This window comes from Wolbachia endosymbiont of Litomosoides sigmodontis, from assembly GCF_013365435.1.
GTDB lineage: Bacteria > Pseudomonadota > Alphaproteobacteria > Rickettsiales > Anaplasmataceae > Wolbachia.
Window position 1 is genome coordinate 955,285 of the sequence record NZ_CP046577.1, and the last position, 21,497, is coordinate 976,781.

Genomic DNA, 21,497 nt, shown 5'->3' on the forward strand with positions numbered 1-21,497 from the left:
TAATTTTTATTGTTAATGGGCAAATAAGTGACATTGCAGAGTGAGAAAGAGAAAGTAGTAAACCTGCGGCAAAGAGCTCTCAAGCAAAGCAATTATATTATAGGCTCTACTATACGAAATGTTCTGTTTTATATGTAACCAAGTCTCTTAATAGGATTGAGCTCAGATGAATATGGAGATAAGTACATAATCTCTATACTTTTAGGTACCTTAAATTTTTTGACTTATGCTAACTAATACAATCAAAAATAAGAAAGTCTTCTTGTGTTTTTAAATATTGTGATCTTTGTTCAAGAAATATATTCATATAATCAACGTTAACATTTAGCGCAATAAGCTAGAACTCCCTCCATTTCTAGAATTGACTACATTGTAGAGATAAAAATTTCTATCCACCTAATTTTACTTCAACTTGTGTTCTAACGTCCTTTTTAAACTACCAGTGTCCAAATCTTGAATGTGTAACAACAAACTGCAATTCATCAAAGATGAATAACTCTTATTTAAGATACTTACTAATAATCTCATTAAGTTCCTTTAAGATCTTTCTGTCTACCTTATCTTGTTATCATAAATCAGCTTTGTATAATATATGAAAACTTCACTTTTTGCATATTATGGTTTCCTTGTATCCATACTTTAACTTGTCCAAATTGACTCTAATTTAGAGAATTTCTTTATGAAATTGAAAGAAATAAACAATTTCTCTATCTTTTCTAAACTTTAGATACTTTATCCATGCAGTTAGTGCATATTCTTGAATATGTAACATATTTTTTTGCTACAGCTGTTATACTGTACTTTTTTACTGCAATTACAGCATCTAGTTTTTTTTGCAACATATGTATCATTTTGCACTTCTTTAGCATTTCTTTTACTGATTTCACGACTTTTTCATCCAATAATTTTCACTTTAAAACGCCATTTAAATCTTGCTATCTTGCTTGCTTTAGATAGTTTCTTTTTCACTACTGTTTATCTGTTCCTTATACAGTAGGAATTGGTATTGCAAGCAGTTACGATTATACTACAGAAGTTAGAACAAGCACTGTAAAACCTACACAACTGAATCAAAAATAGCTAAAACAACTTCCACTTCACAAGCAACTACAGCTAATATAACGTCAACTAACGTACCAACAGTAACTTCGAATGTTAATACAAAGTGCTGAAAAGTTTGCAACAATGAAATCCACAACAGTAGCTATTACCTCACAAACAACAGCAACTGAATAAGTAATAACGTCAACTCATGTTCTAGATAACAAATTCAGAGGAAACTACATAAACAATATTTACTATATCAAGTGCTAGAGGAATATAAAGAATCAATAACTCCTATATCTACCACAACTTTATTTCCTCAATTACCTATTCTGCACAATTAGCTCAACGCGCTATAGCAGGTAAACTTAACGAAGCAAGAATAATAGCTGGATCTATATTTGAGAGCAATTAGGTTTTATTGGAATAATAAGAGGATTTATAGTATATAAATACGTAAAAAAATACCGCCATCATAATGACATCTATGTATTAGAATTAGTTGATTTAAATCATAAAAGTCAATCATATTCAAATAGTAATAAAGGAATTTTTTATCAACGTAATAGCAGAATAAGCAGTCCTGAAATAGTGCCAGACAGTATACCAGTAAAAAACAGAGCAAATTAAGTAATCCAGCCTGGAAGAAGTAGAAGTTTAGCCTTAGAAAGATTAACTTGTGATAGTAAGGAATGTATCAAGACATTATCCCTAACTATTGCCTGATGTTTAATAGCATACCATTGACTCACAGGGAAATTATTTTACTTTTATGATTTTCGCGTTAAAATATAATTTCTAGGTGAAATAAGTAGCTGCTGTTGTGCGATAAACACAACAGAGGAAAGTCCGGGCTCCAAGGGAAAATAGTGACGGGTAATACCCGCCGGAGGTAACTCCAGTTATAGGGCTACAGAAAATTACCGCCTAAATATCTTTAGGTAAGGGTGAAAAGGTGTGGTAAGAGCACACCATAGCAATGGTAACATTGGTAGTCGAGTAACCAACATTAGGAGCAAGATTAAATTAAGGGTAGACTTTATGTTTTCCTCATATCTACTCGGGTAAATCGCATGCAGTAAATGGTAACATTTACTTCAGATAAATAGCTACATAAACAGAACTCGGCTTATATTTCACCTAGACATTCACATGAACATAGGTCCGCTATACTTTAAAATATATAAAAGCATTTTATGCATTATCCTTAACCTGTTCTGTTTGATAATTGCTATTATCTTCCCCAAGATTGACATTGGAATATTCTTCTTCATCAACATACTCTTTCAGAACATACCCTCTGCCCCAAACAGTTTCTATGTGGCTTTTTCCATCATTTGCATTTTCAAGTTTCTTACGCAATTTACACATAAAGACATCAACTATCTTATTATCTGAAGGTTCATCTAATCCATTATAAAGATGATTTAAAAACATTTCTTTTGTTAGTACTGTTCCCTTGCGCAACGCCAGTAATTCTATCATAGAATATTCTTTATTAGTGAGGTGAACTGTTTTACCTTTTACCTCAACAACCCTATGATCGAAATTAATATTTATATTACCAATCTTTATCACTGATTCAGGATGGCCTTTAGTACGACGCACTATTGCTTTTATTCGAGCAAGTAGCTCACTTTTATGAAATGGCTTAGTTAAGTAGTCATCAGCACCATATCCAAGCCCCTTAGCCTTATGATTAACAGCAGAAATACATGAAAGTATTAAGACAGGAACTTTAATTTTTGCACTTCTCAATCTTAACAAGATATCATACCCATCAATATCTCCAGGTAAGTGTATATCCAGAATAACTAGATCATAGTGATCTCCATTTGAAGAAACCATGTTGTTGTTGTAGTCTTGTGCAGAAGTTACAACATCACAAAAGTGCCCATCAGACGTTAAAGCGTTAACTACAGTCTTTGCACTCACTTGATCATCTTCAATTAGTAATATACGCATATTTTATACTCCGTAAATATTTTATAATTTTAGTAATATATATAACTAAGGAAAGTAACAAATCAAACTTTTATTAACAAACGGCCAAAATTATTAACAGTAAACATATCATTTCAAACTCATATCAATAGATCTTAAAATATAATAGATATAATATATATTATAAGAATAGTACTATTTTAGTAAACATTGAACTAAAGTCATTACCACTAAAAGAACACTTAAGTTAATAAATATTAAACTATCTTATAACCTATATTATATTTTTAATTTACTTATTCTGTTATCCTAAAGTATAAGTAATACTTTTCAGGAATACTGTGTGACAATATCAATTTTAGGTGCTGGTGCATGGGGTACAGCAATTGCAAATTCACTGAGTGATAAGCAAGATGTAATTCTATGGACTCGCAATAAAACCACATTTGAATCAATTAGCAAAACAAGAGAAAGCAACAAATTATTAGGCTGTCAAATCTCTGACAATGTATCAGTAAAATTTGCTATTGAAGAAACAGTTAATGCTTCAGCAATGATCTTTGCCATTCCTACTCAGTCTCTGAGGAAAGTATGTCAGCAATTATACGATTGTAACTTGAAAAAAGATGTAGCAATAATTTTAGCTTGTAAAGGGATAGAAAAATCTACGTTAAAACTACCAAGTGAAATAGTAAATGAAGTTTTACCTAACAATCCAGTTGCCATTTTCTCAGGTCCAAGCTTCGCTATAGAAGTTGCAAAAAAATTACCTTACTCAATGGTTCTTGCATGTCAAGATGACACATTAGGTTTAAAGCTAATATCAGAACTACAACAGGAAAACATAAAATTGCATTTCAGTAACGATGTTATAGGGGTACAGATCTGTGCAGCACTAAAGAACGTTTTTGCTATAGCATGTGGAATTGTTCTGGGTAAAAAACTTGGATTTAATGCTCATGCAGCACTGATAACAAAAAGCATGAATGAAATAAAGACCTTATATCTAGCAAAAACAGATAGTGTTATAAACATAGATACTTTACTTGGACCAGCATGTCTGGGCGACTTAATTATGACATGCACATCCTTGAATTCAAGAAACTTCTCCTTTGGGCTCAAAATAGGTAGTAGTAACAATAGCTTTGATGTTCAACAGACTCTATCAGAAGATAAGCCAGTGATTGAAGGTTTTAATACCGCTCAATCTGCATTTAATTTAGCAGAGAAACTAAAGATAAAAATGCCTATATGTGAAGCAGTGTATAGATTATTGTATGAAAATTCATCCATAGAGGATACCATTTTCGTTTTTGTAGGTTAATTTTGTAGTTCGTTCTGCTGTGAAATTTTTATATAAATTAATATCAACATGGTGGCTATCTGGTACAGTAAAAAAAATGCCAGGTACTGTTGGCAGCTTAGCTACTTATCCAATTATTCCCTTAGTACTAGGTAATAAAATTTTAGGCGCAGTAATTATCCTTTTCTTATTCTTGATTGGATTGTGGTCCACAGGTAATTACATAAAACACTATCAGACCTCACATGATCCAAAAGAGGTAGTGATTGACGAAGTAGTTGGTCAATTGCTGACAACATTTCTAATTTCAGTATTACTAAACCAAGAGGTGAATTGCTCTTTATTGCTGTTGTGCTTTCTTCTTTTTAGGTTTTTTGATATAATAAAAACGTGGCCTATAAATTTGATCGATAAAAATATCAAAGGTTCTCTAGGAGTTATGCTAGATGATATTATAGCTGCAATTTTAGCCTGTATTCTTATAGGGGCTTTCTACTGTCTGTGTATGCGGGATAAGAAAATTTATTATTCAAGCTTAGTTACTCAAAATCTAAAGGATTATATACTTTATGCAGCGGATTTATCTAAATGGGAAGTACATGATAAATTCGATAACGTTACATTCACAATAAATGGTACTAGAGAGTCATTATTTAATTTTGTGTTTTGTGAAGATCAACGTACTGAGCTTTCTGTACAAAAAACTTTAGCTTATCTCAAAGCAAGAGATATAGAAGCAACATGGGTAATGAATTCGCATACAAAGACACAGGGCATTTTAGAAAAGTGTGGAATAAAACACGTTAGCACACCAAAAAAAGTTTTACTTAATATGAAAAATTACTTCTTACCAGCTGATGTAGTTCCAGGCTTAAAGTTGAACGCCGTAACTAGTAGCACTCTCTTAGAACAGTTAGATTCATATACTTCTAAGATTTTTCACCATAGTACTGGAATTGTTAGTACATTTTTTCGTGGGTTATCAAGTTATGATGATAAAAATTCAAGGTTAAGATTTTTTCTTGTAACACTAGACAATGAAATTATTGGAACATGCGGCTTTTATACCCAAGACGGAATAGCAGGTTTTTATAGTGATGGAGTTTTGCCAATTTATAGAAATCGTGGGATAGGTACACAAATGGTTTTAGAAAGAATCAAAATAATTCAGCAGCTTGAATGCAAATATGTAGTAGCACATTGCATGAAACCTTCTATTAACCTTTATAAAAGACTGGGTTTTCAGATATTAGGCAATCTTTACTTGTACACTTCTTCAGCGTAACTTAACATACCCTTACCAAGGGGTTATAAATTTTTACGTCTGTTTTAAAGGTACTATGTTTTTTCTGTACGAAGTAGTTTTATTATTAATTTTAATATTATTCTTTCTTTCTTATTCTAAATTGAAAGTGGATAATAAAATTAAGAGTTTACAACATCAAAATATTATAATAAATAATTTAATTGATACTGTAGATGATGGTTTTTATATTTGGGATGCAAAAAAACGTATAGAAAAATTTTCTCCTAACTTATTGATTTTACTTAATACTGTTTTTTACTCATTTAATGAATTTGCAAATTTTTTCGAGCAATCGGAAAGCTTAATTAAAAATTTTACTGAGGCAAAGGAAATAAATAAATCTTTCACTTTGGATTTAAAGTCAAAAGACGGTGAAGTTTATTGTATGTGTTACGGAAGAAGCATAATAGACGATTCTAACAAAGTGATTGGTGTGCTGTTGTGGATAAGAAATATTTCAGACTACAAGATAAAAGCTAATGCACTTGAATTAGAAAACAACAAACTCATACAAGAGATAGAAAATTATAGAAATATTTTTAACTCTTTGCCATTTCCAATACTAAAATATAATGAGAATAAAAAAGTAAAGTTCTGTAACTTGTTTTATGATAAATATATAAATAGCTCTCAGAGATTAGCTGTAGTTAGTAGCGTCTATAACACAAAATCAGGAAAACATGTGATCACTTGTAAAAACGAACGCAAGGTTTTTGATTTTATAAAAATTCCAATACGAAGTTCCGGCAGTATGGTGATATATGGAAAAGATATTAGTGATGCAGAGGGGTTGCGCGCTGAATTAGACAGCTACCTGGCTACACAGAAAAATTTACTTGAGGAATTACCAATTGCTATCGCAATATATAGTAAGAATCAAAAACTAAAATTCTACAATAACGCTTTTGTAAAAAGCTTCCAACTTGATACAAAATTTTTGATATCTTATCCAACTTATCATGAAATTATGCTTTATCTATTCGAATCTAAAAAGCTTTTAGAAAAAGAAAATTTCCAAACCATTAGTAACCAAAGGCATGAGTTGTTTAAAAAATTATTTGGACCACATAATGATACAATCCATCTCACAAACGGAAAAATATTCAGAATACTAACGATACCCTACGCTTCAGAAGGTTTACTCTTTGCATATAAGGAATATAAAAGATAGAACTTAAAATCCTTCTCTTTCTACCATAAGCTGTTTTATTTTCGCTATTGCTTTCGCTGGATTAAGCCCTTTAGGGCAGGTTTTCGTGCAATTCATTATTGTATGACAACGATACAACTTGAATGGGTCATTTAATGCATAAAGTCTTTCATCTGTTTTATTATCACGACTATCAACAATCCACCTGTAAACTTGTAATAGTATCGCTGGCCCTAAAAATTTATCATTATTCCACCAATAACTTGGGCAACCAGTAGAACAGCAAGCACATAATATACAATCAGAAAGGCCATCCAATTTTTTTCTATCTTCAGGAGATTGTAAATATTCTTGATTTAACAAATGAGACTTATCTGCCTGTAACCAAGGACTAACTGACTTATACTGCTCATAAAATTGGGTCAAGTCTGAAACTAGATCTTTTATTACATACATATGAGGTAATGGATATATTTTTATATCACCCTTTATATCTGATATAGATTTAGTACATGCAAGAGTATTTGTTCCATCAATATTCATAGCACAAGATCCACATATCCCTTCCCTACAAGAGCGTCTAAAAGTCAAGGTGGAATCTATTTCATCCTTTATTTTTATTAACGCATCAAGCACCATAGAGCCACAATCATCCATATCAATGAAAAACATATCTACTCTAGGATTTTTCTCACCATCAGCAGACCAACGGTAAATTTGAAATCTTCTAACATTTTTTGCTCTAATAGGAGCAGGATAAATCTTGCCTTTTTCATTAACTTTAGAATTTTTTGGCAAAGAAAATTGGATCATATTGCTTACCTTTTATCGTCTATAACTAAAAGCCCCTTTGCTTTATGAATAACATATTTTGGCATCATCTACTATATTTTTATTAAATTCTTTTTAAATTGCACATATATTGTAGCCAAGCGAAGTTAAAATCTTACCTTCCAGGCTTTTCATTACAACTTCCTCACTTTTTTTTTTGTGATCATAGCCAATTAAATGCAATAATCCATGCACTAACATATGCGCAACATGAGCCAGAATTGGTATATGATACTCATCTGATTCTTTTCTCACTGTGTCTATTGAAATTGCTATGTCTCCTAAGTCGCATTCACTAGACAATTGCTCGCACGGAAATGATAGCACATTAGTTGGCTTATCCATCTGTCTAAATCTTAAATTAAGTTGATGCAGCAAATTATCATCAGCAAGAGCAATCGATATATTCGGGTTATATTGGCCTATTTTCAACTCTTTGAGAAAGGCATTTATAATATTCAATATAAAGCTCTCTGGATCCTCTATAATGCTGTACCATTTCTTATCAAGAATATTTACTTCTAGCATGAGCAACATACTAAGAGTGGCGTTATACACTTGAATGACATCATTCGTGAATTAAAATGACAAGTACTACACATCACTTATTTTTACTATTTCATTCCATTTGATTCTAAAACTAGAGAAATTGATAAGCGTACTTGTTTTAAAATGACTAAAGTTTTCTAAAAGAAGACTTCTTTTTATATCACTTAACGTTACTTGGTTAAGTAAAGGCTTAGAAAATCTTACACCTACCAACCCAAATTTAAAACCATTAACATGGTGGTACTTTTTAAATACTTCAGCTACTCCAAATATTACTTTCTCTTTACTTATATGATAAAAAAATGCAAAATCACCTAATTTTATAATTTCCATATAATTTTGAGCTTGATAATTGTATACACCATCTCACACCTAACTTCCTACTCTCTTTCCATTCTTTATTATGAAAACTTACTTGCTCTGACTTAAGTAGTTAAAATTGGCATTATTTCTTTCTTCTTAAATAAGCTGGTATGTCATAGATATTGCTACTCCACTTAACTCTTTCACTTGCTTGTTCAGCTTGTTTTGTCTCTGGAAATGGAATTTGGCTGTAAGACCACTCGAATTTTTCCTCCTCTGAAGTCAAATCTTGATTTGTAGATAAAGCTTCTGTTTTATCATTATAAGTAACGCTATAATCAATGCCAGTTGCAAGAACAGAAACCCTAACTCTTCCTTCCATTGCTTGATCAAAGGTAGCACCAAATATTATATTTGCATTTTCATCTACTTCTTCACGCACTCTATTCGCTGCAGCATCAACTTCAAACAGAGTCATATCTGCACCACCAGTAATATTAATCAATATTCCTTGTGCTCCTTTCATTGATACATTATCAAGCAATGGATTAGATATCGCAGCTTCTGCAGCACTGACTGCTCTATCTTCTCCCCCTGCCTCCCCAGTACCAATCATTGCTTTACCCATTTCGCTCATTACTGTTTCTATATCAGCAAAATCAAGATTAATGAGCCCTGGCATAACCATTAAGTCAGTTACCCCTCTAATGCCAATATGCAGTACATTGTCAGCAAGCTTAAACGCATCAGAGAATGTAGTTTTTTCATTGGCAACCCTAAATAAGTTTTGGTTTGGAATGACAATAAGCGTATCTACGCATTTTTGTAATTCTTCAAGTCCAAGCTCCGCAATACGCATACGGCGCACACCTTCAAAGTCAAATGGCTTAGTTACAACCCCAACAGTTAATATCTTTTTTTTTGACGCTTTATCCTTAATTGCAGCACCTGTCTCTCTTGCTGCTTTTGCAATTACTGGTGCTGCACCTGTTCCAGTACCACCACCCATCCCTGCCGTAATGAAAAGCATATGACTATCTTTTATATGTTCCATAATCTCATCGATTGACTCTTCTGCCGCACCTTTGCCAACATTAGGCAAAGCACCAGCACCAAGACCCTTAGTTAAATTAATACCTAGCTGAATCTTCTTATTACATAACGATTTTTCTAATGCTTGAGCATCGGTATTTGCTACAACAAAATTCACTCCTTGCAAATCAGATTGGATCATATTGTTCACAGCATTCCCACCAGCACCTCCCACTCCCACAACGGTAATTCTTGGGTGTAATATAGGCATCTCTGGTAAATTAAGGTCAATTGACATTTAAATTACTCAAATTCAGTAAATTTACTTGATAATAAGTTACTATCTTTTTAGTAACATGCAAATACTTTTCATCTCCACAGACATAAATAGCAAACATGGTTTACTTATTCCCAACATTTATATTAATAATTACCATCAATCACTAGATGGTAACTATTAATACCAATTCCCACTGAGCAAGGAACGGATAGATAATGATGAGAAAGAAGTCATGCTGAAGTAAGTGAAATAACAAAGATTTAAATGGCGTTGAAATCAAAATTATCTGATAAAAAAGTTGTAAAATCAGCAAAAGAAATGCTGAAGAAAGTGCAAAATAGCGCACATATTGCAAAAAACTAAATGCTGCAATTGCAGTAAAAAGCACAATATAATAGCTGTAGCAAAAATACGCTGTATTTCAAGAACAGCACCACTGCATGGATAAATCATCTTAAATTTGAAAAAAGTAAAATTATTTATTCTTTCAAAGCCATAAAAAACTAAATTAAATCAGAGTCAATTTGAATAAGTTGAAGTATGAATACAAGGAAACCTTATGTTATCATTAAGGAATGAAGATAATAATCAGGGAAAATTTGACTTGAGTATTAGCAAGTCTACAGCACATCTTAATATGCAAAAAATGTTATACATTACACCAAGACTAACTTGCAATGAACAAGATAAAGGTGGACAAGAGGAGTTAAAAAAAACTTGACGAGATTATTAGTAAGTATCTCAAAAAAAGTTACTTTTCTTTAATGAATTGTGGTTTAGCACACATTCAGAAGTTGGATACTGGTGATTAAAAAAGGATGTTAAAACGCAGATTAAAGTAAAATTAGGTAGATAAAGTTTTTACTTCTACAATGCAGCCCATTTTAGAAATGGGAAGAATTCTATCTTATTTGCATCGAATGTCAACACTGATTATATAAATATGTTTCTTGAACAAATGTTGCAGTATTTAGAAACATGAAGAGCATTTCTTGTCATGAATTGTGCTAGTTAGTATAAGTAGAAAAATTTAAATGTACCTAAAAATATTGAGATTACATACCTACCATCATACTTATACTAATTCTCGTTATTAATTGGTTAAATAAGTAAAATTGCAAAGTTATTTGATTGCGAATGAGAAAGAGAGGTAATATGTTTATATAAAGTGCTTCCAAGCAAAGCAATTATGTTATAAACTTTATTATGCAAAATGGTCTGTTTATATAGATAACCAAAGTCTCTCAATAGGATTGAATTTAGGTAAGTATGTGATGGTAGATATATAGTCTTAATATTTTTAGGCACATTAAAATTTTTCTACTTATACTAACTAGTACAATTCATGACAAGAAATGCTCTTCATGTTTCTAAATACTGCAACATTTGTTCAAGAAACATATTTATACAATCAGTGTTGACATTCGATGCAAATAAGATAGAATTCTTCCCATTTCTAAAATGGGCTGCATTGTAGAAGTAAAAACTTTATCTACCTAATTTTACTTTAATCTGCGTTTTAACATCCTTTTTTAATCACCCGTATCCAACTTCTGAATGTGTGCTAAACCACAATTCATTAAAGAAAAGTAACTTTTTTTGAGATACTTACTAATAATCTCGTCAAGTTTTTTTAACTCCTCTTGTCCACCTTTATCTTGTTCATTGCAAGTTAGTCTTGGTGTAATGTATAACATTTTTTGCATATTAAGATGTGCTGTAGACTTGCTAATACTCAAGTCAAATTTTCCCTGATTATTATCTTCATTCCTTAATGATAACATAAGGTTTCCTTGTATTCATACTTCAACTTATTCAAATTGACTCTGATTTAATTTAGTTTTTTATGGCTTTGAAAGAATAAATAATTTTACTTTTTCCAAATTTAAGATGATTTATCCATGCAGTGGTGCTGTTCTTGAAATACAGCGTATTTTTGCTACAGCTATTATATTGTGCTTTTTACTGCAATTGCAGCATTTAGTTTTTTGCAATATGTGCGCTATTTTGCACTTTCTTCAGCATTTCTTTTGCTGATTTTACAACTTTTTTATCAGATAATTTTGATTTCAACGCCATTTAAATCTTTGTTATTTCACTTACTTCAGCATGACTTCTTTCTCATCATTATCTATCCGTTCCTTGCTCAGTGAGAATTAGGCATAAGTAGGTTACCACTTCACTATAAAATAAGTTTCCCTTACAAACTGTTTTGCTAATATTAATTCTCACACTAAACTCTAAATTAACTATAAATGATGAAAAAGATAAAATTAGGAATATTAATTTCAGATAGGGGATCAAACATGCAAGCATTGATGAAAGCATGTCAAGATTACAGCTTTCCTGCAGAAATGGCATGTGTTATCTCAAATAATAATAAAGCTGCTGGTCTAAAAGTAGCAGAGCAGGCAGGAATGCCAACGTTTATTGTTAAAAATAAACCACTTGATGTTGATAAAATTCATGAAATACTCGTTCAATATAAAGTCAATTTAGTTTGCCTTGCGGGATTTATGAGAATTCTCAAAGCTGACTTTCTTAGTAAATGGCATGGCAAAGTTATAAATATTCATCCTTCTTTACTTCCTTCTTTTAAGGGACTAAATGCCCAGGAACAAGCTCTGAAAGCAGGTGTAAAAATTACAGGTTGTACTGTACATTACGTCACTCCTGAAGTTGATTCTGGAACTATAATTGCTCAAGCTGCTGTACCAGTGTTACCAAATGATACTATTCATAGTCTCTCAGAACGAATCTTAACTGAAGAGCATAAATGTTACGTGAAAGCAGTAAAGTTAATAGCAATACTAAGTAAAAACTAGAAAGACCGTAAAAGTACAGCTATCTTTTCCTTTATCAACCGCATTTTCATTTTTAAAAAGGTATGATAAAACCTCAACTTTGCCTTTTTATTAACTGTATTACTATTAGCTTATTTACTATTATCTCCTTTCAGCATTTTCTTTAAAAAACGAACCTCTTGTCGTTTTTCTCTGTCTTTCTTATATCAATTCCCACTGTTAATAGACTAACAAGTGACATTGCAGAATTGCTTAATTCGGAGTGAAAAAGAGAGAAATAAATTTGCACAAAGTGCTTCCAAGTAAGGCAATTATATCATAAACTCTATTACGCAAATAGCTCTGTTTTATATACAATCAAAGTCTCTCAATAGGATAAAACTTAGGTGGTATGATGGTAGGTATATAATCTTGATATTTTAAAATATCTTTAAATTTCTCTACTTATGTAGATTAGCATAATCCATGATAATAAATGCTTCTCATGTCCTTAAACATTGCAACATTTATTCAAGAAATATATTCATATAATCAGTGTTGACATTCTGTATTAATAAGTTAGAGCTCTCTCCATTTCTAGGATTAACTGCACTGTAGAGATAAAAATTTTATTTACCTAATTTTACTTCAGCCTACGCTCTAACACCATTTTCAAATCATCCGTGTCCAACTTTCGAATGTGTACTAAACTGCAATCCATCAAAGATGAGTAACTTTTTTTAAGATATTTGCTAATAGTTTCATTAAGTTTTTTTAAACTCTTCCTATTTATCTTTATCTTGTTCATTGTAAATTGATCTTGGCATAATATATAAAAACTTCATTTTTCGCACATTAAGATGTGCTATAGACTTACTAATACTCAAGCCAAATTTTTCCTGATTATTATCCTCATTCCTTAATAGAAACATTAAGATTTTTTTGTATCCATACTTCAACTTGTTCAAATTAACTCTGATTCAATCTAATTTTTTTACAGCTTTGAAAGAGTAAACAATTTTACTTCTTTTCCAAATTTTAGGTGATTTGCCCATGCAGTAGCGCTGTTCTTGAAATGCAGCGTATTTTTGCTATGGCTATTATACAGTGCTTTTTGCTGTGATTAAAGCATTTAGTTTTTTGCAAAATATACATTATTTCTCACTTTCTTCAACACTTCTTTTGTCTATTCCACAACTTTATTTTGATTTTAAACGCTATTTAACTTCGCTATTTTACTTACTTCAATATAGCTCCCCCCCCTTTTCCACTATTGCCTAATCCATCCCAGTACAGCTAAAATTAGTATTAGAACACAGGTTAAAGTAAAATTAGGTAGATAAAATTTTCATCTCTATAGTGCAGTTAATCCTAAGAATAGAAAGAGCTCTAATAAATGTTGCAATATTTAAAGACATGAGAAGCTTTTATTATCAGGGATTATGCTAGTCTACATAAGTAGAGAAATTTAAAGATATTTTAAAATATCAAGATTATATACCTACCATCATACTCACCTAAATTTTATCCTATTGAGAGACTTTAGTTGTATATAAAACAGAGCATTTTGCGTAATAAAGTTTATGATATAATTGCCTTATTTGAGAGCACTTTGTACAAATTTATCATCTCTTTTTCTCACTCAGCAATTAAACGACTCTCAATGTCACTTATCTGACCTATTAACAATTATAATTAGTATAAACACTTGTGTAAGGCTATTTAATAACTTGCCTTAAAATCTTCTCTTGTTGCTGAGCGTGAACATTAGCATAACCACATGCAGGAGACGCAGAAGCAGGTCTTGCGATGCACCTAAGCCTTTTTGCTTTAATATTGAGGCTAGACAATACTTCCTCTATCAATGGATTGACAAAAAACCACCCTCCCATATTTTTTGGTTCTTCCTGACACCATATAATTTCAGCGTTTTTATATTTTTCAAGCTCAATGCTTAGCTTATCGGCAGGAAATGGATAGAACTGTTCCAACCTTATCACTGCTATATCGTTTATTTTTTGTACTTCACATACCTCAATTACATCGTAATAAATCTTACCACTACATATTACAATCTTACGCACTTCATCATCAGAAACTAAATTCTTCCTATATTCCTGAATTACCATAAGAAATTCACCTTTAAAGTCAGATAAGCTAGAAACTGCTTTTTTATGACGTAATAGCGATTTAGGTGTAAACACTATTAAAGGTTTACGAAAGTCTCGATGAATTTGCCGGCGTAAAACATGAAAATAATTCGCTGGAGTAGAGCAATTAACTACTTGCATATTATCTTCTGCACAGAGTTGCAAAAACCTTTCTATACGCGCTGAGCTATGCTCAGGCCCCTGACCTTCATAGCCATGAGGTAACAATAAGACCAAACCACTTGATCGCAACCACTTTGTTTCTGCAGATGCAATAAACTGGTCGATCATAATTTGCGCACCATTTGCAAAGTCACCAAACTGTCCTTCCCAAAGCACTAGTGAATATGGAGAATCAAGACTATATCCATACTCAAAGCCCATTACAGCATACTCTGATAAAGTGCTATCTATGACTTCAAAGTGAGCTTGCTCTTTATTTATATTGTTCAGTGGAACAAAAACTTCTTCTGTCACCTGATCAATAAGCCTTGAATGGCGGTGTGAAAAAGTGCCTCGACTCGAGTCCTGTCCTGACAGACGCACACCTATTCCTTCTGTGAGCAATGATGCAAATGCAAAACTCTCAGCTGTTGCCCAGTCTATATTATTACCAGAATTTATATTCTCTATTCTTTTATCAAATATTTTTCTAACTTTATTATTAATATTAAAACTACTTGGAATATTGCTATTTATGAGTACACCTAGCTTTTTCAGCTCGCCTTCTGAGACACCAGAATCTGTATGATATTCATTCAGATCATTTAACCTTGCCCTTCTTAATTTTGACCATACTCCCCCAAACCAGTCAGCTTTTTTGGGAGCATAAGACACTGATTCAGCAAGGCTTTTATCCAATCTTGCCCTAAACTCACTGCGTAATTTATTTACTTCGTTATCACTTAATATTTTATCTGCAGTCAACTTCTCTTCATATAGCGTCCCTGGAGTTTTATGCCTTGATATTGTTTTATACATGAGTGGCTGAGTAAAACTAGGCTCATCGCCTTCATTATGGCCACATTTGCGATAGCATATTATATCAATCACCACGTCTTTCTTAAATTTCTGCCTATATTCTATCGCCAGACCTGCAACAAAATTCACAGCTTCAGGACTATCTCCACTTACGTGAAACACCGGAGCCTCTATAGATTTAGTTACGTCAGTGCAATAAGAAGACGATCGTGCACAGCACGGATTAGTAGTAAAACCAACTTGGTTATTAATGATAACGTGTATAATACCATTCACTTTATACCCTTCAATATTGCTTAAGGTCAAGGTTTCGCTAACCACCCCTTGACCAATAAAAGCTGCATCACCATGAATTGATATTCCAAGCACAGATCTTATTTTTTGTTTTGCTCTCATCCTTCCAGCTAGAACTGGATTGACCGCTTCAAGATGAGATGGGTTAGAGCACAAACTTAAATGTATTATCTTGCCATTAGCAAGTGTTCGATTAGAAGAATAACCAAGGTGATATTTAACATCACCAGATACTTCAAGATTGCTTGGATATGCAATATTGCCTTGGAATTCAGATAGCACTGCTGCATATTCTTTTCCCATAACTTTGGTTAAAACGTTAAGCCTTCCGCGGTGAGCCATACCGAGAACTATTTCCTCAACACCAAAAGTAGTGGAATCAGTAATAATTCTCTCAATTGCAATAATAGCTGATTCCCCACCCTCAATAGAAAAACGCTTATACCCAGGAAATTTCATATGGAGAAATTGTTCGAACACTTCAGACTCTATTAAGAGTCTGAGCATTTCCTTTTTATCTTGCAAACTCAGCACACAGGTTTGATTTTCGATCTTTTCCTGCAGCCACATTCTCTCTTCATAAGAGGAGATATGCATAAATTCAAAACCAATGTCCTTGCAGTAAATATCTTTATAGACTTCAGCATCATACTCTGGAGAGAGATTCGAATATTTCTGATAATTTATTTCTTTATTTGCATTTGGTAACAATGGATTTAAATCCGCAAAAAAATGACCGTAAGATCTAAAAAAATTTGCTACTGAATCATCTACCTTAGCTATATGCTGCACAACACAAGGCTCTGCTTTATTAACTTCCAAATCATTCGAAAAAATTTTATACCAATCCTCTCCTATTGATTTGTCGCCCTGCAGATAACGGTTATACATGTCTTCTACAAATTCTACATTATCACCATAAAAGCAGGAGCTGCTTCTCAAAGCTGACATAATCACTACAATAAGATATCAAATACTTATAAGTATAACTTAAGTTTTTTAAAAGAGAACTTTTTTGATATCTGTAAATTAAGTCAGCACATTAGCAACTCTTTAAGACTATTTTAACATTTAGCTTAACATTATTTACTAATCTTTTTGCAATAACTTTAGCAAAGTTGGAAGAAAGCTCCTTTATTTTTGCGAAAATGCGGCCCGCATAGGCTTTTTAACAAAGAAATACTCGGCAAACACAAATACTCTGCTGTCGGCATATAATATCATGGATGAAGCTATACTAAACAAAGTAGCAGAAGCGACCATTAAGCAACAACAAGTAAGCCCAGCCCGGCTAATGATATAGCGTCTATCAACACCATCATATTCAGTTATTAACTTTTTAACTTTTACTACTGTACAGCAAAACAAGCACCCCAATGCAATTTATTATCACAAGCAAAATACGAAGTGAGTTCTATTAATCTCCTTCGTAGTAACTTTTTACAGGAGAAGCAGCTGCATTAAGATCTACACCATACTTTAAAATAAAGCTAAGTGTTTTTCTTTTTCACACTCACTACAATGCATTATTTCATATAGTGGAGTGCTATCAAATATATTCTATATATTTAGGATCAGCCCTATATCTTTAAAACTAATTCTGCAACTTCATAGAATTTATCATGCGCAGCTCCATCTAATGGAGCAAGATCATGCATTCATTATAGATTAGAGTTAGCACTACACTCTAAAAGTAATTTTACAATATTACCACATGTGATAATTCCCAAATAACGCAATGAAGTATACTTACGGAATGTTTTTATACTAGAATTAAAATTCTTCTCTAAAAGCAGGCTTATAAGATCAATATTATACAAATTGATAGCAGCACCCAACAGCAAGTGACCCTGTACACATTTCATTAACGTAATCATCAAATTTCTCATCTTTACTACTCTTAAACTTGAAAAAGAGCTTATTAAGAAATAATGTATTTCTCTTGAAGAGAGCCGTATATAAGCAAAATTTTAAATCCTTGATAGAGCTAATTCTAGCTAATACCAATTCTTATTGTTAGTAGGTCAAATAAGTAGCATTATAGAGTATTTAATTGCGAAGTGAGAAGAGAGATAGGTAATAAATTTGCACAAAGTGCTCTCAAGCAAGCAATTGTATTATTGCTTTATTATGAATAATGTTCTGTTTTATACACAATTAAAGTCTCTCAATAGGATTAAGCTCAGCTGAGCATGGTAGTAAGTATATAATCTCCGTATTTTTAGGTACCTTTAAAATTTTTTTAATTCATACCAATTAACACAATTCATGATAAGAAAGTCTTCTATGCTATTATAGAAATTTCCACTTTACAAAGAACAGATAGATAATAATGGGGAAAAATCCTTGCTGAAGTAAGAAAAATAGCGAAGTCAAATGGCATTGAAATTATTAGTGAAAAAGTCGTGGAATCAATAAAAGAAATTCCGAATAAAGCATATATTGCAAAAAACTAAATGCTGTAATTGCAGCAAAAAAAACACTGTATAACAGCCGTAGCAAAAATATATTGCATTTTAATAACAGCATAATTTCATGGATATAAAAAACTAATATTACCATATTAAAAAATGAAAATAATAGTTTAATAAAAATTTGGCTTGAATATCAGCAAATCTACAGTACACCTTAATATTCAAAAAATGAAGTTTTTGTATATTACGCCAAGAACAATTCACAATAAACAAGATAAAGGTAAGCTGGAAGAGTTTAAAAAAACTTAATGAGACTATTGACAAGTACTCTGAAAAAAGGTTACTCATCTTTGATGAATCGCGATTTGGCATACATTCAAAAATTAGCTACGAGTGATTTAAAAAGGGCGTTAGAACACAAATTAAAGTAAAATTAAGTAGATAAAAATCTTCATTTCTATAGAGCAAATAATCTTAGAAATGGAGATGATTCTAGCTTATTTGCACTGAATGTCAACACTGGTCATATGAATATATTTCTTGAATAAATGTTGTAATATTTAAAAATATGAGAAGCATTTCTTATCATAGATTACATTAGTTAACATAAGTCAACACATTCAAAAGTACTTAAAAATATGGAGATTATATACCTACTACCATACTTAGTTGAACTTAATCTTATTGAGAGACTTTAGTTCATATAAAACAGAACATTTCGCATAATAAAGTTTACGATATAACTGCTTTGCTTGAGAGCGCCTGTTAAATCAACATAACTATAAATTAAAAGCATCATCATCTCTCTCAAATAAGCTTATTTACTCTTTATATTAGCTCGTCAACAAATTCATTACCAGTTAATATTAGCAAAAATCTGGATTATAATTCACACCAAATTTAATTAAAAAATATGCATAAAATTCCGGACTAAAATAGGTAGTCCACTTCATTCCACTTAGATATAGTTTAAATAATTGCTTTATCAGTAATTTCTTTGGAAAATCGTGGTAGTGCTTGCAATAAGATATCTTTTTCATAGCCCAAGTCTATAGTACAGGCCATAAATAACAATATAAATAAATATGCCTTCTTCATATTCAAATTTTTAGTCTTTTTTTAACATTTAAATCTCATACACCACCTCAGATTTTCCTTGATGTAGGTAAAAGTTGCGGGGGTAGGATTTGAACCTACGACCTTCAGGTTATGAGCCTGACGAGCTACCGAGCTGCTCCACCCCGCGTCGTTATTTATTTAGTTATTATATATGCAATAATGGGAAATAAAAGAATAAAATCACATTTTAAGGTGTATATTTTGGTATTCTTAAACTCTCCTTGATACAATAGTTACACCATTATCATTGTTAATAGATTAAATAAGAGACATTGCAAAGTGAGAAAGAGAGTAATAAATTTACACAAAGCACTCTTAAGCAAAGCAATTATATTATTGCTTTTATTTATAAAATGTTCTGTTTTATATATAACTAAAGTCTCTCAATAGAAGAGAGCTCAACTAAGTATGGTGGTAGGTATATAATCTACATATTTTTAAGTACTTTTGAATGTGTTGACTTATGTTAACTAATAACACAATCTATAATAAGAAAGGCTTCTCGTGTTTTAAAAAGTTACAACATTTATTCAAGAAATACATTCATACGACCAGTGTTGACATTCAGTCAAATAAGCTAGAATCATTTCCATTTCTAGGATTATTTGCACTATAGAGATAAAAATTTTGTCTACTTAATTTTACTTTAATTTGTGTTCTAATATCCTTTTTAAACCACTCGTAGCTAATTTTTGAATATCTGCCAAATCGTGTTCATCAAAGATGAATAACCTTTTTTCAGAGTACTTACCAATAAGTCTCATTGAGTTTTTTTAAACTCTTTCTGCTACCTTTATCTTGTTTATTGTGAATTGTTCTTGGTGTAATACAAAAACTTCATTTTTTGAATATTAAGGCGTACTGTAGTCTTGCTGACATTCAAGCTAAATTTTTCTTAGATTATTATTTTCATTCCTTTAATGGCAATATTATAGTTTCTTTGTATCTATACTTTAACTTATTCAAATTGACTTTGATTCAATCTAGTTTTTCTATGACTTTAAGAGAAAGCAAACAATTTTTCTTCTTCTCCAAATTTTAGGTGCTTTATCTATGTAGTTAGTGCTGTTCTTAAAATGAAACATATTTTTGCCACGGCTATTATACTCGCTTTTTTTGCCGCACTTACAGCATTTAGTTTTTGCAACATATGTGTTATTTCGCACTTTTCTCAGCATTTCTTTTTCTAATTTTATGACTTTTTTCATCTAATAATTTCAATGCCATTTAAACTTCGCTATTTTATTTACTTTAGCATGACTTCTTTTCCATTATTGTCTATTCGTTCCTTGTGTAATAGAAACTGGTATGAGAATAATAATTGAGAAAAAAATTGACTTGGATGTCAACTGAGTATATAATACATTGCAATATGTAAAAAATGAAATTCTCGTATATTACGCCAAAACCAGTTCAAAGTGAACAAGGTTAAGAGGTAAACAGAAAGAGTTTAAAAAAAATTTAACGAGACTTATTGGTAAATACTCTGAAAAAAGGTTATTCATCTTTGATGAACACGATTTGGCAGATATTCAAAAATTAGCTACGAGTAGTTTAAAAAGGATATTAGAACACAAATTAAAGTAAAATTAAGTAGACAAAATTTTTATCTCTATAGTGCAAATAATCCTAGAAATGGAAATGATTCTAGCTTATTTGACTGAATGTCAACACTGGTCGTATGAATGTATTTCTTGAATAAATGTTGTAACTTTTTAAAACACGAGAAGCCTTTCTTATTATAGATTGTGTTATTAGTTAACATAAGTCAACACATTTAAAAGTACTTAAAAATATGGAGATTATATACCTACCACCATACTTAGTTGAGCTCTTTTCTATTGAGAGACTTTAGTTATATATAAAACAGAACATTTTATAAATAAAGGCAATAATATAATTGCTTTGCTTAAGAGCACTTTGTATAAATTTATTTTATCTCTCTTTCCCACTCCGCAATTAAACTACTCTGCGACGTAGCTTATTGACCTATTAATTACTAATAGCAAGGATT

Annotated in this window: 14 protein-coding genes, 1 tRNA gene, 1 other RNA gene and 4 pseudogenes; 8 read left to right on the forward strand and 12 right to left on the reverse strand. The window is 31.6% G+C overall.

Annotated features, from left to right (window positions below):
* Window positions 1-716: 716 nt before the first annotated feature.
* Both GOY07_RS03815 and GOY07_RS04540 read right to left on the reverse strand, forming a co-directional pair.
* A complete protein-coding gene (locus GOY07_RS03815) occupies window positions 717-887 on the reverse strand; it encodes a hypothetical protein (protein ID WP_175838365.1) in 171 nt (56 codons plus the stop codon).
* A gap of 170 nt (window positions 888-1,057) precedes the next feature.
* Window positions 1,058-1,183, reverse strand: coding sequence for a hypothetical protein (locus tag GOY07_RS04540; protein ID WP_256359450.1), 126 nt, complete (start codon window positions 1,181-1,183; stop codon window positions 1,058-1,060).
* Between the two features lie 659 nt (window positions 1,184-1,842).
* Here GOY07_RS04540 and rnpB point away from each other — a divergent pair.
* Window positions 1,843-2,192, forward strand: an RNA gene (gene rnpB / locus GOY07_RS03820) — RNase P RNA component class A.
* Window positions 2,193-2,238: 46 nt separating this feature from the next.
* Here rnpB and GOY07_RS03825 read toward each other — a convergent pair.
* Window positions 2,239-3,009 carry a response regulator transcription factor gene (locus GOY07_RS03825; RefSeq protein ID WP_175838367.1) on the reverse strand — a complete coding sequence of 257 codons (771 nt, stop codon included), beginning with the start codon at window positions 3,007-3,009 and terminating at the stop codon, window positions 2,239-2,241.
* A gap of 322 nt (window positions 3,010-3,331) precedes the next feature.
* On the opposite strand from GOY07_RS03825, the gene GOY07_RS03830 reads away from it, so the two are divergent.
* The 4 genes and pseudogenes from GOY07_RS03830 to GOY07_RS03845 all read left to right on the forward strand — a co-directional run bounded on the left by GOY07_RS03830 (window position 3,332) and on the right by GOY07_RS03845 (window position 6,768).
* Complete coding sequence (locus tag GOY07_RS03830; RefSeq protein ID WP_175838369.1) at window positions 3,332-4,312, forward strand: NAD(P)H-dependent glycerol-3-phosphate dehydrogenase; 981 nt, start codon at window positions 3,332-3,334, stop codon at window positions 4,310-4,312.
* A 76-nt stretch (window positions 4,313-4,388) separates the two neighbouring features.
* A pseudogene (locus tag GOY07_RS03835) lies at window positions 4,389-4,790 on the forward strand (phosphatidylglycerophosphatase A family protein); the annotation flags it as partial.
* Window positions 4,791-5,123: 333 nt separating this feature from the next.
* The gene (locus GOY07_RS04465) at window positions 5,124-5,576 is read left to right on the forward strand and encodes a GNAT family N-acetyltransferase (protein ID WP_246224489.1); all 453 of its coding nucleotides are present in this window, start codon (window positions 5,124-5,126) and stop codon (window positions 5,574-5,576) included.
* A gap of 55 nt (window positions 5,577-5,631) precedes the next feature.
* Window positions 5,632-6,768: a transcriptional regulator gene (locus GOY07_RS03845; RefSeq protein ID WP_175838371.1), complete on the forward strand. Its 1,137-nt coding sequence runs from the start codon at window positions 5,632-5,634 to the stop codon at window positions 6,766-6,768.
* A gap of 3 nt (window positions 6,769-6,771) precedes the next feature.
* Here GOY07_RS03845 and GOY07_RS03850 read toward each other — a convergent pair whose 3' ends face one another.
* The 4 genes from GOY07_RS03850 to ftsZ all read right to left on the reverse strand — a co-directional run bounded on the left by GOY07_RS03850 (window position 6,772) and on the right by ftsZ (window position 9,760).
* Window positions 6,772-7,560, reverse strand: coding sequence for a succinate dehydrogenase iron-sulfur subunit (locus GOY07_RS03850; protein ID WP_175838373.1), 789 nt, complete (start codon window positions 7,558-7,560; stop codon window positions 6,772-6,774).
* A gap of 93 nt (window positions 7,561-7,653) precedes the next feature.
* Window positions 7,654-8,106, reverse strand: a complete 453-nt coding sequence (ybeY, locus tag GOY07_RS03855; RefSeq protein ID WP_175838374.1) for an rRNA maturation RNase YbeY — start codon at window positions 8,104-8,106, stop codon at window positions 7,654-7,656.
* Between the two features lie 66 nt (window positions 8,107-8,172).
* Window positions 8,173-8,460 (reverse strand): EVE domain-containing protein, encoded by a 288-nt coding sequence (locus GOY07_RS03860; RefSeq protein ID WP_175838376.1) that lies wholly within the window; start codon window positions 8,458-8,460, stop codon window positions 8,173-8,175.
* A 112-nt stretch (window positions 8,461-8,572) separates the two neighbouring features.
* Window positions 8,573-9,760 carry a cell division protein FtsZ gene (gene ftsZ, locus GOY07_RS03865; RefSeq protein WP_175838378.1) on the reverse strand — a complete coding sequence of 396 codons (1,188 nt, stop codon included), beginning with the start codon at window positions 9,758-9,760 and terminating at the stop codon, window positions 8,573-8,575.
* 541 nt (window positions 9,761-10,301) lie between these two features.
* On the opposite strand from ftsZ, the gene GOY07_RS03870 reads away from it, so the two are divergent.
* Window positions 10,302-10,463 carry a hypothetical protein gene (locus tag GOY07_RS03870; protein WP_175838380.1) on the forward strand — a complete coding sequence of 54 codons (162 nt, stop codon included), beginning with the start codon at window positions 10,302-10,304 and terminating at the stop codon, window positions 10,461-10,463.
* Window positions 10,464-11,274: 811 nt separating this feature from the next.
* On the opposite strand, the gene GOY07_RS03875 is transcribed toward GOY07_RS03870, so the two are convergent.
* A complete protein-coding gene (locus GOY07_RS03875; RefSeq protein ID WP_175838382.1) occupies window positions 11,275-11,526 on the reverse strand; it encodes a hypothetical protein in 252 nt (83 codons plus the stop codon).
* Between the two features lie 474 nt (window positions 11,527-12,000).
* Between GOY07_RS03875 and purN the strand changes: the two genes are divergently transcribed.
* Window positions 12,001-12,567, forward strand: a complete 567-nt coding sequence (gene purN / locus GOY07_RS03880; RefSeq protein ID WP_175838559.1) for a phosphoribosylglycinamide formyltransferase — start codon at window positions 12,001-12,003, stop codon at window positions 12,565-12,567.
* A 206-nt stretch (window positions 12,568-12,773) separates the two neighbouring features.
* Here purN and GOY07_RS04725 read toward each other — a convergent pair.
* Window positions 12,774-13,702: pseudogene (locus GOY07_RS04725) on the reverse strand (IS630 family transposase).
* 541 nt (window positions 13,703-14,243) lie between these two features.
* A complete protein-coding gene (locus GOY07_RS03890; RefSeq protein WP_369800427.1) occupies window positions 14,244-16,901 on the reverse strand; it encodes a 2-oxoglutarate dehydrogenase E1 component in 2,658 nt (885 codons plus the stop codon).
* A 1,640-nt stretch (window positions 16,902-18,541) separates the two neighbouring features.
* On the opposite strand from GOY07_RS03890, the pseudogene GOY07_RS04760 reads away from it, so the two are divergent.
* Window positions 18,542-18,885: pseudogene (locus GOY07_RS04760) on the forward strand (transposase); the annotation flags it as partial.
* Window positions 18,886-19,536: 651 nt separating this feature from the next.
* Here the strand turns inward: GOY07_RS04760 and GOY07_RS03900 are convergent.
* Window positions 19,537-19,610: transfer RNA gene (locus tag GOY07_RS03900), tRNA-Met, on the reverse strand.
* 123 nt (window positions 19,611-19,733) lie between these two features.
* Window positions 19,734-20,691 (reverse strand): annotated as a pseudogene (locus GOY07_RS04735) (IS630 family transposase).
* Between the last annotated feature and the right edge of the window lie 806 nt (window positions 20,692-21,497).

What these genes read in the sequence shown, in the direction of transcription:
- GOY07_RS03825 (WP_175838367.1), bottom strand. Translation starts at nt 3,009, where the DNA reads ATGCGTATATTACTAATTGAAGATGATCAAGTGAGTGCAAAGACTGTA.
- GOY07_RS04465 (WP_246224489.1), top strand. Translation starts at nt 5,124, where the DNA reads ATGAAAAATTACTTCTTACCAGCTGATGTAGTTCCAGGCTTAAAGTTG.
- GOY07_RS03845 (WP_175838371.1), top strand. Translation starts at nt 5,632, where the DNA reads ATGTTTTTTCTGTACGAAGTAGTTTTATTATTAATTTTAATATTATTC.
- GOY07_RS03850 (WP_175838373.1), bottom strand. Translation starts at nt 7,560, where the DNA reads ATGATCCAATTTTCTTTGCCAAAAAATTCTAAAGTTAATGAAAAAGGC.
- ybeY (WP_175838374.1), bottom strand. Translation starts at nt 8,106, where the DNA reads ATGCTAGAAGTAAATATTCTTGATAAGAAATGGTACAGCATTATAGAG.
- GOY07_RS03860 (WP_175838376.1), bottom strand. Translation starts at nt 8,460, where the DNA reads ATGGAAATTATAAAATTAGGTGATTTTGCATTTTTTTATCATATAAGT.
- ftsZ (WP_175838378.1), bottom strand. Translation starts at nt 9,760, where the DNA reads ATGTCAATTGACCTTAATTTACCAGAGATGCCTATATTACACCCAAGA.
- GOY07_RS03870 (WP_175838380.1), top strand. Translation starts at nt 10,302, where the DNA reads ATGTTATCATTAAGGAATGAAGATAATAATCAGGGAAAATTTGACTTG.
- GOY07_RS03875 (WP_175838382.1), bottom strand. Translation starts at nt 11,526, where the DNA reads ATGTTATCATTAAGGAATGAAGATAATAATCAGGGAAAATTTGACTTG.
- purN (WP_175838559.1), top strand. Translation starts at nt 12,001, where the DNA reads ATGAAAAAGATAAAATTAGGAATATTAATTTCAGATAGGGGATCAAAC.
- GOY07_RS03890 (WP_369800427.1), bottom strand. Translation starts at nt 16,901, where the DNA reads ATGTCAGCTTTGAGAAGCAGCTCCTGCTTTTATGGTGATAATGTAGAA.